We start from the raw sequence: 14,414 nt of genomic DNA on the forward strand, positions 1-14,414 counted from the left end.
GATGGACGGGTGCTGCTCGCGATCGACACCTCCGCCGGGACCTCCGTCGCCGTCGTCGACCCGGCCACCGGCCAGGCCCTCGCGACCCGCGACACCGAGGACAGCCGCCGGCACGCCGAGGTGATCGGTCCGTTCCTCGCCGAGACCCTCGCCGAGGCTGGCATTACCGGAGCCGACGTCACCGGCGTCGTCGCCGGCATGGGCCCGGGCCCCTTCACCGGCCTGCGCGTCGGCATCGCCGCCGCCCGCACCTTCGCCGCAGCACGCGGCGTCCCCGTCCTGCCCCTCGTCAGCCACGACGCCGTGGCCCTCGACCAGCGCCACTCGGGGATCGCCGGTCCGTTCGTCGTCCTCACGGACGCCCGCCGCCGCGAGGTCTACTGGAGCGCCTACGACGCCGACGGCGTCCGCGTGGCCGGCCCCGGACTCGCCAAGCCCGCCGATCTCGACGACGCGATCCGCGCCTCCCGGCCCGAAGCGGTGGGCTGGGACCGCGTGACGGTCGCGTCCATCCCGGCCTGGAGGCTCGGCTCGCTCGCCGCGGACCGGCTCGCGTCCGGTGCGGCGTTCGACCAGGACACGCCCCTGTACCTGCGCGACCCCGACGTCACGGTGCCGGGTGCGCCGAAGCGGGTGAAGCAGTGACCCTGCCGGACGGGCTCCGCCTGCGGCGAGCACACCCGCAGGACCTCGACGACATCATGTGGCTCGAGCACGTCTCGTTCCCGACGGACGCCTGGTCAGCGTCGCAGATGTCCGGCGAGCTGTACTCACCGCACGGGTACTACGTCGTGATCGAGACGGCCGACGACACGTCCGCGCCGCTGGTCGTCGGGTACGCCGGGCTCTCGTCGCTCGCGGGCAACCCGGTCGCCGACGTGCAGACCATCGCCGTCGCCGCGGACCAGCGCGGCAAGGGGCTCGGGCGGGTCCTGTTCACGGAGCTGCTCGACGAGTCGCGGCGCCGCGGTGTGCGCGAGGTGTTCCTCGAGGTGCGCGCGGACAACCCCGTGGCACAGGCGATGTACACGGCGTTCGGGTTCGAGCACATCGCGACCCGGCCGCGCTACTACCAACCGGACGGCGTCGACGCGTGGGTGATGCGGGCGGAACTGCCCGGCCCGGACGCCGAGCGGTCGTCCGGCGTCGGACCCATCGGACAGGAGGCCCTCGGTGAGCGCGACTGAACCACTGGTGCTCGGCATCGAGACGAGCTGCGACGAGACGGGCGTCGGCATCGTGCGGGGGAGCACCCTGCTGGCGAACGTGATCGCCTCGAGCATGGACGAGCACGCGCGCTACGGCGGGGTCGTGCCCGAGGTCGCCGCACGGGCCCACCTGGAGGCGATGACCCCGACGCTGCACGAGGCGCTCGAGCGTGCCGGCGTCACCCTCGACGAACTCGACGCCGTCGCAGTGACCGCCGGGCCGGGCCTGGCGGGGGCGCTCATGGTCGGGGTGGGCGCCGCGAAGGCGCTCGCCGTGGCCACGGGCAAGCCCCTGTACGGCGTGAACCACCTGGTCGGGCACGTCGGCGCCGACGTGCTGCGCGAGGACGGCAGTGAGATCGAGCTGCCGACGATCGCGCTGCTGGTCTCCGGTGGTCACACGTCGCTGCTGCTGGTGCGGGACCTGGTCGGCGACGTCGAACTGCTCGGCGAGACGATCGACGACGCGGCGGGCGAGGCGTTCGACAAGGTCGCGCGGCTGCTCGGACTGCCCTACCCCGGCGGCCCGCAGATCGACCGTGCGGCGGCCGAGGGCGACCCGACGGCGATCCGGTTCCCCCGGGGACTGACGCTGCCGAAGGACATGGCCGCGCACCGGTACGACTTCTCGTTCTCGGGGCTGAAGACCGCCGTCGCACGGTGGGTCGAGCGCTGCCGCGACGAGGGCCGCGAGGTGCCGGTGGCCGACGTCGCCGCGAGCTTCCGCGAGGCCGTCGTCGACGTCCTGCTGACCAAGGCCCTGAACGCGTGCCGCGACACCGGCGTCGACCGGCTGCTGCTCGGTGGCGGGGTCGTCGCGAACGCCCGACTGCGACAGGTCGCCGAGGAGCGCTGCGCGGCCGCGGGCGTGCGGCTCCGGATCCCGCCGTTCGACCTGTGCACGGACAACGGCGCGATGATCGCCGCCGTCGGCGCCCGACTCGTGGCCGAGGGGCACGCGCCGAGCGACCTCGGCATCGCCGCTGACTCGACCCTGCCGGTGACGACCGTCCAGGTCTGACCAGTTCGGCCCCGGTGCTTCTTCGGGAGCCTGTGGGAGGATTCACACGGGCGTCGGAGAGACCGGACGCCCGAGAGGGGTGGACGGTGTCCGATCAGAACGAGTGGCCGAAGCCGGGCGAGACGCCGAACGGCCCGGCGAACGGACAGCCCGACGGCACGCCCGCCCCGGATGCCCCGCAGGCTCCTGACGCACCGCAGGCGCCGTCGGCCCCGGAAGCGCCCCAGAACCCGTACGGCCAGCAGCAGGACCCGTACGCGGCCCCGCAGCAGCAGAACCCGTACGGTGCTCCGCAGCAGCCGCAGAACCCGTACGGTCAGCAGCAGCAGCAGCAGCAGCAGCAGCAGCAGCAGCAGCAGCAGCAGCAGCAGCAGTCGAACCCGTACGGTCAGCAGCAGAATCCGTACGCGGCACCGCAGGCCTCGTCGAACCCGTACGCGGCCCCGCAGCAGCAGAACCCGTACGCGGCTCCGCAGCAGCAGAATGCCTACGGCGCCCCGCAGAACCCGTACGGCCAGCAGCAGAACCCGTACGCGCAGCCGCAGCAGCAGCCCTACGCGTCGAACCCGTACACGTACCAGCCCTACGCGCAGCGCCCGAAGACGAACGTCCTGTCGATCCTGTCGATCGTCTTCGCGTTCGGCGGCATCATCATCTGGCCGATCATCATCCTGACGAGCCCGGCCGGCGCGATCATGGGCCACATCGCCCTCGGCAAGATCAAGCAGACCGGTGAGGGTGGCCGCGGCCTGGCGCTCGCCGGCATCATCGGTGGCTGGATCCTGACGGGCCTGTTCATCCTGATCGTCGCCCTGGTGTGGATCTCGATCGCGAACGCGTCGGACTACTCGGACTACTCGGACTACAGCTCGAACTCCGGCGCCTTCGTCAACTGACGCCGGCGCCGGCGCCGACGCCGACGCGCACGCAGCACCGCCCGCGGCCCCCGGCCGTCAGCCGACCGTGTCGGTGAGCCGCTCGCACAGGATCGCCGTGTGGCGTCCCTCCAGGCGGGTGAGCACGAGCGTGACGCGACCCGATCCGCGCAACCGCAGCCGTTTGCGGAACTGCGCCGGGTCGACGTCGACGCCGCGCTTCTTGATCTCGACGGTGCCGATGCCGTCGGCGGCGAGCCGTGCGGCCAGTCGCTTGACGTCGAGCGGCATCGTGTCGAGCACCCGGAAGCCCTGCGCGAAGGGGGTCGTGGCGGCGCGGTCGGACGTGACGTAGGCGATGCCCTCGGACAGCATGTGCCCGTCGAGGCCTCGTGCCAGGTCGCCGATCAGCCGTGCGCGGATCACGGCGCCGTCGGGCTCGTACAGGTAGGCGCCGAGCGGTCCGACCTCGGCGTCGTCGGCGTCGGCCGCTCCGGTCATCTCGGCGATGCCGTGTGCGCCGATGACGGTCGCAGCGCGGCGGATCCCGGGGCGGGCGAGGGGGCCGAACCACAGGGCGAGTTCCACGACCTCGCGGTCGACGGAGGTCCACTGCGCCTCGGCGGTGTCCGGGATCAGGTCGCGGTCGATGCCCGGTCCGAGCTTCACACCGGTCGGCGTCGTCGTCGCCGCGGCGAACACGGTGTCGAGCGAGGGGGACCAGTCGTCGGGGTCGGCGAGGCGACGGGTGTCCGAGTGGCCGGAGGTGCGTCGTGCGGGGTCCATCCACACGCCGTCCACCGAGGACAGGTCGAAGGACGCGGCATCACCGAGCTCCACCCGCGCGTTCGGCCACACCGCGAGGTTGTGGGTCGCGACGGCCGCCGTCACCTCATCACGGTCGACGGCGGTGACGTCGAGGTCGAGCGCCGCCATCGCCATGGCGTCCCCGCCGATGCCGCAGCCGAGGTCGGCGACCCGGGTGAGGCCGGCCGCCGCGAAGCGTCCGGCGTGCTGGGCCGCGACCTGCAGCCGGGTGGCCTGCTCGAGCCCGGCCTCGGTGAAGAGCATGCGGGAGGCGAAGTCGCCGAACTTGCCGCGGGCCTTCAGCCGCAGTTTCGCCTGGGTCAGCACCGCGGCGACCAGTCGGGGATCGTGTCCCTCGGCGCGCAGCCGGGACACCACGCGGACGATCTCGCCACCGTCGGAGACACCCGGGGTACGGTCGAGCAGGGCCATCCCGTCGGAGGTCAGCAGTGCGGTGAGTTCGGCGGCGTCCATGCGTCGATCCTCGCAGGTGCTGCGTGTTCTCCGGATGTGCTGGCACTCGGATTGACCGAGTGCCAGAGGCCCCCTAGAGTTGGCGTTGGCACTCTCCTGTGCGAAGTGCCAACCCGGTTTTCATCTGTACCGAGTCCGTACCGAGAAAGAAGAGGTCACCGTGGCCGTCAGCATCAAGCCGCTCGAGGATCGCATCGTCATCCGCCAGGTCGAGGCGGAGCAGACCACCGCTTCCGGTCTGGTCATCCCCGACACCGCGAAGGAGAAGCCCCAGGAGGGCGAGGTCGTCGCCGTGGGTCCGGGTCGCATCGACGACAACGGCAACCGCGTCCCGCTCGACGTCGCCGTGGGTGACAAGGTCATCTACTCCAAGTACGGCGGAACCGAGGTCAAGTACTCGGGCGAGGACCTGCTGGTCCTGTCGGCCCGCGATGTCCTCGCGGTCATCGTTCACTGAGTCGAGTACTCACCACGGACGCCCCGTCCGGCCTTCGGGCCGACGGGGCGTTCGTGCGTCCGGGGCCGGTCACCCGGGTGCGCCGGTCCTGATCAGCCCGCGCACCCCGCCTGGAGGCCCGGTGCGCGTCCCACGCGTCGGCGGTCGTTCCTAGGATGGTTCCGTGAGTGAACCGAGTCCGGCGCGACCCGTCCGCAGCGAGGCATCCGTCGGCGTGGTGCAGGCCATCGTGGCGTACGGGCTCTGGGGACTGATGCCCCTGCTCTTCGCGGCCATGGCCCCCGCGGCGGCGTTCGAGATCGTGTCGTGGCGGATCGTCTTCGGCCTGGTGTTCTGCGCGGTGGCGATCGCGGTGACCCGGTCGTGGCTCCGCACCCGGACCCTGATGGCCCAGCGCCGCGTGATGCTCGTGATGGGGCTCGCCGCCGTCCTGATCCTGGTCAACTGGACCGTCTACGTCCTCGCGACGACCACCGGCCACACCGTCGAGGCCGCGCTCGGCTACTTCATCAACCCGCTCGTCACCATCGCGCTCGGCGTCGTGGTCCTGCGCGAACGCCTGCGTCCGGCGCAGTGGGCAGCCGTCGGGCTGAGCGTCGTGGCGGTCGTCGTCATCGCGATCGGCTACGGGCAGATGCCGTGGATCTCGTTGGCGCTGGCGTTCTCGTTCGGACTGTACGGCCTGGTGAAGAAGCGGGTCGGCGGCACCGTGGACGCCCTGAGCGGCCTGACGATCGAGACCGTGTGGCTGCTGCCGATCGCGGTCGTGGCGCTGGTGGTGCTCGGTGTGACCGGGCTCGGTGGCGGTGTGACGTTCACGAGCGAGGGCTGGGGGCACGCGGTGATCACGGTGCTGACCGGGCCGGCGACCGCGGTGCCGCTGCTGCTCTTCGCGTCGTCGGCACGCCGGGTGAGCCTGTCGACGCTCGGGCTGACCCAGTACCTGGCGCCCGTGATGCAGCTGCTCGTCGGGGTGCTCGTGCAGCACGAGGAGATGTCGGCCGGACGCTGGTTCGGCTTCGGCATCGTGTGGCTCGCGCTCGTGGTGCTGACGGCGGACTCGTTCGCCGCCGCGCGGGCGTCCCGTCGCCGGGCGCTCGCACCCACCCAGGCCGAGCCGGTCTGACGGACGCACCACGGGCCTCCAGGCCGCCCGTCGGTCCGTCCTGCTGCGGCGACGGACGCTGCCCTGCCGCGCATCCCGGTCACCGACGCGAAAGCGACAGGCCCCCACGGAAGTTCCGTGGGGGCCTGTCGCTTTCGCGAGCGGTGCTGGGCTGAGCCCTACTTCTTCACCGCACCCTGGATGGCGCTCTGGTAGACGGGCTTGTTGTCGCCGTCGAACTTGTAGATGCCGATGTAGGCGGCCGACGGGTCGTTGTTCTCGTCGAACGGACCGATGCCGGACGGGCCGGTGTAGTGGATGTCCTTGCCGTCGTCCAGGAGCGTCTTGCACTCCTTGAACGTGGCGCACTCGGTGCCGCCGTCAGCACCCGACACCGCAGCCATGTTGGCCTGGATCGTGCCGGAGTCGGTGCCCTTGCCCTTCACCGCGGCGAGGGCGGCGAGGACGGTGGCGTCGTAGGACTCCGCCGCGTACGAGTAGTCGGCGAGCGTCTTGCCCGACGAGTCCTTGTAGAACGCAGCGAGCTGCTTCTTGAAGTCGTCCTTCGGCGAGGCACCGGGGATGGTGCCCTGGGCGCCGGTCAGCGTGCCCTTGTCGAAGTCCTTCGAGTAGTCCGCCGTGTTGCCGTCGGACATGTAGATCTTCGCTTCGTTGCCCTGCGACACGAGCTCCGGGATGATCGACTTCGTCTCGTCGAAGGCGAGGACGACGATCGCGTCGGGCTTCGCGGCCAGGGCCGCGGTCACCTCGGACGAGAACGTGGTCTGGCCGGGCGGGAACTCCTGGCCCTCACCCTTGCCGCCGTAGACGACCTGGCCACCCGACGCCTCGACCGCAGCCTGCACCGAGTTGCGGAGACCGGTGCCGTACGTGTCGTTGAAGACCAGGAAGGCGACCTTCGCGTTGCCGTCACCGGTCACGAGCTGGCCGAGCGCGGAACCCTGCACCGAGTCCGGCGGTGCGGTCCGGTAGTAGTACGACGAGTAGCCGGAGAGGTCGGTCGCGGTGTTCGCGGGCGAGATCTCGACGATGCAGTTGCTCGTCAGCTGGTCGATGACGTTCAGCGTCACGGACGAGGACTCGGCGCCGATCGCGACCGGCACCTTCGCGTTGACGAGCTTCGTCGCGGCGGAGCTCGACACGGTCATGTCGTTGCTGTCGCCGGAGTCGGTCGCCGGGTCGATCGTGACGTCCTTGTCGAGGACGCCGCCCGCGGCGTTGATGTCCTTGACGGCCAGGCCGACACCGGACTCGGCCGGCGGGTTGAGGTAGGCCAGCGAACCGGTCAGGGGCAGGATCGTGCCGATCTTCAGCGCGTCCGTACCGGGGGTGTCCGGGGCCTTGCAGCTGGCGGCGGGATCCTTCTTCGCATCGCTCGACGCCGAGCTCGAGGGGGAAGCACTGCCGGTGGTGGAACACGCGGCGAGGAGGACGGCTGCTGCGCCCGCCAACGCCAGTGCCGCGGTGGCACGGGTGGTTCTGATCATCCGTGGAGCCCTTTCTCTGCGCGGAGGCTGTGCCGCTTCGGGTGAATGCGACGCCTCCACTGGATGTCGAGAAACGTAGGGTCCATGTGTTTCGCCCGTGTGACGGGGCGGTACGCAAAGGTGTTTCGTTACCGAGCCGTGACGTTCCTGTGCGCAGGGACAGGGATCGGTGCAGCAGCGACGGTGCCGGTGCGGCGACCCGACCTGCGCCAGGCGGATGGTCCGGCAGGGCGCCCGGGAGGCCCGGCGTACGTTCCGCCGCATGAGCGACTTCCAGCCCACCACAGCCATCGTCACCGGTTCCGAATCCGGGATCGGCCGTGCGACCGCCGTCGCACTCGCCGAAGCCGGCATGGACGTCGGCATCACCTACCTGTCGGAGCCCGACCGTGCCGAGGAGACCGCGGAGGAGGTCCGGAAGACCGGCCGTCGGGCCTTCGTCGAGCAGATCGACGTCTCCGACCTCGCCGGGGCGGCCGCCGTCGTCGACCGCCTCGTCTCGCAGCTGGGCGGCGTCGACGTCTTCGTGGCCGACGCCGGCACCGGCGACAACGCCCCGTTCCTCGAGATGACACTCGACCAGTGGCGCCACACGGTGTCGACCGACCTCGACGGGGCCTTCGTCACGATGCAGGCCGCTGCGAAGCACATGGTGCAGGCCGGCACCGGCGGCCGGATCATCGGCATCACGAGCGTGCACGAGCACCAGCCCCGCTCCGGCTCGAGCGCCTACGACGCCGCGAAGCACGGTCTCGGCGGCCTGCTGAAGACCATGGCGATCGAGCTCGCCGAACACGGCATCACCGTGAACGCCGTCGCCCCCGGCGAGATCGCCACCCGGATGACCGGCGCCGAGGACGAGGACCCGCACACCATCGACCGCCCCGGTGTGCCGCTCGGCCGTCCGGGCAACGCGTGGGAGATCGCGGCCGCCGTGGCGTTCCTGGCCTCGCGTGCGTCGTCCTACATCACCGGGGTCTCCCTGCCGGTGGACGGCGGGATGCTGCAGATGGGCCCGCACGGTGGCTCGCACATCACGTCGAACGACTGGCGTTCGGCCTGACGCGTCCGCGTACGAACGCCAGACGCCCCCGCTCCGTCCGGAGCGGGGGCGTCTGGTCGAGCAATGCTGCTAGCTGCGGTAGTTCGGCGCCTCGACGACCATCTGGACGTCGTGCGGGTGGGACTCCTTGAGACCCGCCGCCGTGATGCGGACGAACTTGCCACGGGCCTTCAGCTCGGGGATCGTGCGACCGCCGACGTAGAACATCGACTGCCGCAGCCCACCGGTGAGCTGGTAGACGACGTTGCCGACCGAGCCGCGGTAGGGCACCTGGCCCTCGATGCCCTCGGGGATGAGCTTGTCGTCGTTCGGCACGTCCGCCTGGAAGTAGCGGTCCTTCGAGTACGAGGTCTTCTTGCCACGGGTCTGCAGGGCCCCGAGGGACCCCATGCCGCGGTACGCCTTGAACTGCTTGCCACCCACGAACACCAGGTCACCGGGGGACTCGTCGGTGCCGGCGAGCAGCGAGCCGAGCATGACGGTGTCGGCACCGGCCACCAGGGCCTTCGCGATGTCGCCCGAGTACTGCAGGCCACCGTCGGCGATGATCGGCACACCGGCTTCGCGTGCGGCGAGGGAGGCCTCGTACACGGCGGTCACCTGCGGCACACCCACACCGGCGACGACGCGCGTGGTGCAGATGGAGCCCGGGCCGACACCGACCTTGACGGCGTCCACGCCCGCGTCGATGAGCGCCTGGGCGCCCGCGCGGGTGGCGACGTTGCCGCCGATGACGTCGATCGCGTCGAACGTCGGGTCGGCCTTGAGGCGGCGGACCATGTCGAGCACGCCTTCGCTCTCACCGTTGGCGGTGTCGACGACGAGCACGTCGACGCCGGCGTCACGCAGGGCCTCGGCACGCTGCCAGGCGTCGCCGAAGAAGCCGATCGCGGCACCGACGCGGAGCCGGCCCTCGTCGTCCTTCGTGGCGTCGGGGTACTGCTCGCTCTTGTCGAAGTCCTTGACGGTGATGAGGCCGCGGAGCTTGCCGTCGGCGTCGACCAGCGGCAGCTTCTCGATCTTGTGCTGCGCGAAGATGGCGATCGCCTCTTCGGGGTCGATGCCCTCCATCGCGGTGATCAGCGGGGCCTTCGTCATGACGTCGCGCACGTACGTGGTGGCCTGCTCGAACGTGGCCACGAAGCGCATGTCGCGGTTCGTGATGATGCCGACGAGGGTGCCGTCCTGCTCGACGACCGGCAGGCCGGACACACGGAACTGGCCGCAGAGCGCGTCGACCTCGGCCACGGTGGCGTCCGGAGTGGTGGTCACCGGGTTGGTGATCATGCCCGACTCGGAGCGCTTGACCTTGTCGACGTACGCAGCCTGGTCCTCGATGGACAGGTTGCGGTGCAGGATCCCGATGCCGCCCTGGCGCGCCATGGCGATGGCCATGCGGGCTTCGGTGACGGTGTCCATCGCGGCGGAGAGCAGCGGGACGTTGACGGAGATCCGCTTGGTGAGCCGGGACGCCGTGGACGCCTCGCTCGGGATGACGTCGGTGTGCCCGGGCAGCAGCATGACGTCGTCGTACGTGAGTCCGATGAATCCGAACGGATCCGGCTGGTCCATGGGTCCCCTTCGTGGGCGAGTGAAGTGTCGAGACACCGGGAACACGACGACGGGTTCCGGATAGGACATGGTAACGCGAGCGGCTGTCGCCGCATTCCGCCTGGAGGCACGGATCGCGCCCGCCTCGGAGCATTCCTCCACAACGTCACAGTTCGGGTACGAATCACACAGGGAACGTGTTGGAAACACGGGTGTCACAAAATCCCCATAGGTTCCTCGTCATCCGAACGAGAGGCTCTTCCGTGGGATCCATCACTCCTCCGGGACGGGCGCAGCCGCGCCTGTTCCGCCTCCGCCACGCACGACGACGACCGGTCCTCGCGGCCGTGCTCGTCGCCGCGTTCCTGGCGACCTTCCTGATCGACTGGGCGGTCACCCTGCCGGCCTTCAGTGCCACCTCGGCACCGGCCACCAGCCAGGCGTGCACCGTCAGCCCCGACAACGGGTGCATCCAGGGCACGATCACCGACTCCGAGCGTGAACCGGCCGAGGGCGTCGACGTCGACGTGACCGGCCCGAGCGGCTTCGACCAGACGGCCACGACGAACGACGACGGCCGCTGGTCCGTCAGCGTCGACACGGCCGGCGAGTACACCGTGAGCGTCGACCAGGGCACCCTGCCGAAGGGCCAGTACCTGACGAACGCCGCCGACGCCGAGCGCAAGGTGCAGGCCACCCTGAACGCCAACGTCGGGCAGATCTTCCAGCTGTCCGACCAGAAGGGCGCCACGACCTCGACGGACTCGTCGGGTGTGAGCATCCAGCGGGCCTGGCAGCAGTTCGCCTCCGGGCTCCGGCTCGGGCTGCTCATCGCCCTGGCGTCCATCGGGCTCTCGCTCATCTACGGCACGACGGGGCTGTCGAGCTTCTCGCACGGTGAGCAGGTCACCCTCGGCGGTCTGCTGGCGTACGTGTTCGCCAACCAGCTCGGCTGGAACATCTGGGTCACCGGCATCGTCGTCACGCTGTTGTGCGCCGCGACCGGGTACCTGCAGGACGCCGCGATCTGGCGCCCACTCCGGCGACGGCGCATCAGCCTGACGCAGCTCATGATCGTGACGATCGGTCTGTCGATCGCCGCCCAGTACGCGTTCCAGTACTTCTTCGGAGCCTCGACGGTCCGCATCCAGCAGGGCAACCCGGAGACCGTGCGGTTCGCCGGCGTCACCCTGACGGTGCAGTCCTACGTCGCCATGGGGATCGCGCTCGTGGTCCTCGTCGCGACCGGGCTCTTCCTGGCGAAGACGCGCTTCGGCCGGGCGACCCGCGCCGTGTCGGACAACCCGGCGCTCGCCGCGGCCTCCGGCATCGACGTCGACCGGGTGATCCGCTTCGTGTGGACGCTCGCCGCCGGCCTCGCGGGACTCTCCGGTGTGATGCTCGGACTCGTCCTGAACGGCGTGAACTGGCAGACCGGGCTCCAGCTGCTCCTGCTCATGTTCGCCTCGGTCACGCTCGGTGGCCTCGGCACCGCGTACGGCGCCCTGGTCGGCTCGATGATCATCGGCGTCGTCGTGGAGCTCACGAACCTGGTGCTCCCCGGTGACTTCAAGTACGCCACCGCCCTCGTCATCCTCATCCTCATCCTGCTGTTCCGGCCGCAGGGCATCTTCGGCCGCGCCGAGCGGATCGGCTAAGGGAGCACGCGCATGGACTACATCCTCAACCTGCTGTCCTCGCTCACCCAGGAGGCACTCGCCCCGACCACGGCGGCGTTCGCGCTGGCCGCGATCGGCCTGAACGTGCACTTCGGGCTCACCGGCCTCGTGAACATGGGCCAGGCGGCGTTCCTGCTGCTCGGCGCCTACGGCTTCGCGATCTCGATCACGAACGGACTGCCGTTCGTGATGGCGGTCCTCATCGCCCTGCTCGTCGCGATCGTGTTCGCGATCATCCTCGGCATCCCGACCCTGCGGTTGCGCGGCGACTACCTGGCGATCGTCACGATCTCCGGCGCCGAGATCATCCGCATGGTGGGCCGCTCGAGCCTGCTCACCTCGACCACGGGTGGCTCGAACGGCATCACCGGGTCGAGCTACCGCGACCCGTTCACCGCCCTCAGCCCGCTGCCCGACGGCACCACCACGATCCTGTGGTTCACGTACGCGAACAACGGCGTCAACGGCTGGTGGATCCGCATCGCGGCGTGGGCCATGGTCGCCCTGTTCACCCTGGTGCTCTTCCTGCTCATGCGCAGCCCGTGGGGCCGCGTGGTGAAGGCCATCCGCGAGGACGAGGACGCCGTCCGCTCGCTCGGCAAGAACGTCTACTCGTACAAGATGCAGGCGCTCGTGTTCGGTGGGGCGCTCGGTGCGATCGCGGGCATCATCTACGTGCTGCCGAGTTCGGTGCAACCGGATGCCATGGGCCGCTCGATGACGTTCTTCATCTGGACGGCGCTCATCCTCGGTGGTGCGGCGACGGTGTTCGGACCGGTGCTCGGAGCCGTGCTCTTCTTCGTCGTCCGGCTCTTCATCCGCACGCTGGCCGGCGACTTCATCCCCGACTCGATCATGAACGCGCAGCAGGCCGAGCAGTTCTCGTACGTGCTCGTCGGCGTCGCGCTCATGCTGCTCATCGTGTTCCGCCCACAGGGGTTGCTCGGCAACAAGAAGGAGCTGACGTTCAGTGTCTGAGACCTACGGCCACCCCAAGGCCGACCCGATCCTCACCGTCGACGACGTCACCCGCCGCTTCGGGGGCATGACCGCCGTGGACGTCGACCACCTCGAGGTCCAGCGCGGCTCCATCACGGCTCTCATCGGCCCGAACGGCGCCGGCAAGACCACGTTCTTCAACCTGCTCACCGGGTTCGACAAGCCGAGCCCCGGAGCGAAGACGCAGTTCAACGGCGCCACGCTGCAGAAGACGAGCGCGACGCACATCGCGAACAAGGGCATGGTCCGCACCTTCCAGCTGACCAAGGCGCTGTCCCGGCTCACCGTGATGCAGAACATGCTCCTCGGCGCCCGCGACCAGCCCGGCGAGAACTTCTTCGCCGCCCTGGTCAAGCCGGTGTGGGCGAAGCGCGAGCGCGAGATCACGGCCAAGGCCGAGGACCTCCTCGCCCGGTTCAAGCTCGACACCAAGGCAGACGACTACGCCGGTTCGTTGTCCGGCGGGCAGCGCAAGCTGCTCGAGATGGCCCGGGCGCTGATGTCCGACCCGACGATGATCATGCTCGACGAGCCGATGGCCGGCGTGAACCCCGCGCTCACCCAGTCGCTCCTCGGGCACATCCAGTCCCTGCGCGACGACGGCATGACCGTGCTGTTCGTCGAGCACGACATGCACATGGTCCGGCACATCTCGGACTGGGTGGTCGTGATGGCCGAGGGCAAGGTCGTCGCCGAGGGGCCGGCGGACACGGTGATGGACGACCAGGCCGTGATCGACGCATACCTCGGTGCGCACCACGACACCGACCTGGGTGACGACTCGCTCCTCACCGAGGAGACCTTCGAGGAACTGGCGGAGGAAGTCGCCGAAGAGGACGCAGCAGAGGAGACGACCCGATGACGGACGCAACGGACCCCACGAACGCGAGCAGTGCCTCCAGTCCGTCCCCGGCGGCCACGCTGGAACGCGAGCCGGTGCTCAGCGCGAAGAACCTCGTCGCCGGCTACCTGCCGGGCGTGAACATCCTGAACGGCTGCGACCTGGACTGCTACCCGGGCGAGCTCATCGGCATCATCGGGCCGAACGGTGCGGGCAAGTCGACGCTCCTGAAGGCGCTGTTCGGGCTCGTGTCCATCCGCGAGGGTTCGGTGACCCTGCAGGGGGACGACATCACGAACCTCAAGGCGAACAAGCTCGTGCAGGCCGGTGTCGGCTTCGTGCCGCAGACGAACAACGTGTTCCCCTCGCTGTCCATCGAGGAGAACCTGCAGATGGGGCTGTACCTGCGGCCCCGGAAGTTCGCCGAACGGCTCGAGGTCATCTACGACCTGTTCCCGGTCCTCGCGCAGCGGCGGAACCAGCGGGCCGGATCGCTCTCGGGTGGTGAGCGGCAGTCCGTCGCGATGGCCCGTGCGCTGATGATGGACCCGAAGGTGCTGCTGCTCGACGAGCCGAGCGCCGGACTGTCCCCCGTGCGTCAGGACGAGACGTTCCTGCGGACCCGCCGGATCAACAAGGCCGGTGTGTCGATCATCATGGTGGAGCAGAACGCGCGACGCTGTCTGCAGATCTGCGATCGTGGGTACGTGCTCGACCAGGGGAAGAACGCGTACTCGGGCACCGGGAAGGAACTCGCTGACGACCCCAAGGTCATCGAGCTCTACCTGGGGACGCTCGCCAAGGACGTCGACGCACAGCGCTAGCG

General features: G+C 69.8%; 14 protein-coding genes. 11 read left to right on the forward strand and 3 right to left on the reverse strand.

Going from position 1 to position 14,414, the window contains the following annotated elements; translation table 11 throughout:
- The first annotated feature begins 9 nt into the window (after window positions 1-9).
- The 4 genes from tsaB to DEJ09_RS17905 all read left to right on the forward strand — a co-directional run bounded on the left by tsaB (window position 10) and on the right by DEJ09_RS17905 (window position 3,125).
- On the forward strand, window positions 10-645 hold the full coding sequence (tsaB, locus tag DEJ09_RS04470; RefSeq protein WP_111087751.1) for a tRNA (adenosine(37)-N6)-threonylcarbamoyltransferase complex dimerization subunit type 1 TsaB: 636 nt from the start codon (window positions 10-12) through the stop codon (window positions 643-645).
- On the forward strand, window positions 642-1,187 hold the full coding sequence (rimI, locus tag DEJ09_RS04475; RefSeq protein WP_111087752.1) for a ribosomal protein S18-alanine N-acetyltransferase: 546 nt from the start codon (window positions 642-644) through the stop codon (window positions 1,185-1,187). Before tsaB ends, rimI begins: the two co-directional genes overlap by 4 nt.
- The gene (gene tsaD / locus DEJ09_RS04480; protein WP_111023300.1) at window positions 1,174-2,229 is read left to right on the forward strand and encodes a tRNA (adenosine(37)-N6)-threonylcarbamoyltransferase complex transferase subunit TsaD; all 1,056 of its coding nucleotides are present in this window, start codon (window positions 1,174-1,176) and stop codon (window positions 2,227-2,229) included. The genes rimI and tsaD overlap by 14 nt, the downstream gene beginning before the upstream one ends.
- An 86-nt stretch (window positions 2,230-2,315) precedes the next feature.
- Window positions 2,316-3,125 (forward strand): DUF4190 domain-containing protein, encoded by an 810-nt coding sequence (locus tag DEJ09_RS17905; protein WP_146245667.1) that lies wholly within the window; start codon window positions 2,316-2,318, stop codon window positions 3,123-3,125.
- Between the two features lie 57 nt (window positions 3,126-3,182).
- On the opposite strand, the gene DEJ09_RS04490 is transcribed toward DEJ09_RS17905, so the two are convergent.
- Window positions 3,183-4,385: a class I SAM-dependent methyltransferase gene (locus DEJ09_RS04490; RefSeq protein WP_111087753.1), complete on the reverse strand. Its 1,203-nt coding sequence runs from the start codon at window positions 4,383-4,385 to the stop codon at window positions 3,183-3,185.
- A 160-nt stretch (window positions 4,386-4,545) separates the two neighbouring features.
- Here DEJ09_RS04490 and groES point away from each other — a divergent pair, with 160 nt between their 5' ends.
- Both groES and rarD read left to right on the forward strand, forming a co-directional pair.
- On the forward strand, window positions 4,546-4,842 hold the full coding sequence (gene groES / locus DEJ09_RS04495; RefSeq protein ID WP_017885484.1) for a co-chaperone GroES: 297 nt from the start codon (window positions 4,546-4,548) through the stop codon (window positions 4,840-4,842).
- 163 nt (window positions 4,843-5,005) lie between these two features.
- Window positions 5,006-5,968: an EamA family transporter RarD gene (gene rarD, locus DEJ09_RS04500; RefSeq protein ID WP_071406138.1), complete on the forward strand. Its 963-nt coding sequence runs from the start codon at window positions 5,006-5,008 to the stop codon at window positions 5,966-5,968.
- Between the two features lie 158 nt (window positions 5,969-6,126).
- Here the strand turns inward: rarD and DEJ09_RS04505 are convergent, their stop codons facing one another.
- A complete protein-coding gene (locus DEJ09_RS04505) occupies window positions 6,127-7,455 on the reverse strand; it encodes an ABC transporter substrate-binding protein (protein ID WP_071404636.1) in 1,329 nt (442 codons plus the stop codon).
- A gap of 262 nt (window positions 7,456-7,717) precedes the next feature.
- Between DEJ09_RS04505 and DEJ09_RS04510 the strand changes: the two genes are divergently transcribed.
- On the forward strand, window positions 7,718-8,518 hold the full coding sequence (locus DEJ09_RS04510) for an SDR family oxidoreductase (protein WP_111087769.1): 801 nt from the start codon (window positions 7,718-7,720) through the stop codon (window positions 8,516-8,518).
- A 69-nt stretch (window positions 8,519-8,587) separates the two neighbouring features.
- Here DEJ09_RS04510 and guaB read toward each other — a convergent pair whose 3' ends face one another.
- Window positions 8,588-10,090: an IMP dehydrogenase gene (guaB, locus tag DEJ09_RS04515; RefSeq protein ID WP_071404638.1), complete on the reverse strand. Its 1,503-nt coding sequence runs from the start codon at window positions 10,088-10,090 to the stop codon at window positions 8,588-8,590.
- A gap of 326 nt (window positions 10,091-10,416) precedes the next feature.
- Between guaB and DEJ09_RS04520 the strand changes: the two genes are divergently transcribed.
- Genes DEJ09_RS04520 through DEJ09_RS04535 form a run of 4 tightly spaced genes read left to right on the forward strand, consistent with a single transcriptional unit; the run spans window position 10,417 to window position 14,412 of the window.
- Window positions 10,417-11,727: a branched-chain amino acid ABC transporter permease gene (locus DEJ09_RS04520; protein ID WP_111038505.1), complete on the forward strand. Its 1,311-nt coding sequence runs from the start codon at window positions 10,417-10,419 to the stop codon at window positions 11,725-11,727.
- 12 nt (window positions 11,728-11,739) lie between these two features.
- Window positions 11,740-12,726, forward strand: coding sequence for a branched-chain amino acid ABC transporter permease (locus DEJ09_RS04525; protein ID WP_027466698.1), 987 nt, complete (start codon window positions 11,740-11,742; stop codon window positions 12,724-12,726).
- A complete protein-coding gene (locus DEJ09_RS04530; RefSeq protein ID WP_027466697.1) occupies window positions 12,719-13,609 on the forward strand; it encodes an ABC transporter ATP-binding protein in 891 nt (296 codons plus the stop codon). The genes DEJ09_RS04525 and DEJ09_RS04530 overlap by 8 nt, the downstream gene beginning before the upstream one ends.
- On the forward strand, window positions 13,606-14,412 hold the full coding sequence (locus DEJ09_RS04535; RefSeq protein ID WP_027466696.1) for an ABC transporter ATP-binding protein: 807 nt from the start codon (window positions 13,606-13,608) through the stop codon (window positions 14,410-14,412). Before DEJ09_RS04530 ends, DEJ09_RS04535 begins: the two co-directional genes overlap by 4 nt.
- The last annotated feature ends 2 nt before the right edge of the window (window positions 14,413-14,414 follow it).

This window comes from Curtobacterium sp. MCLR17_055, from assembly GCF_003234305.1.
GTDB lineage: Bacteria > Actinomycetota > Actinomycetes > Actinomycetales > Microbacteriaceae > Curtobacterium > Curtobacterium flaccumfaciens.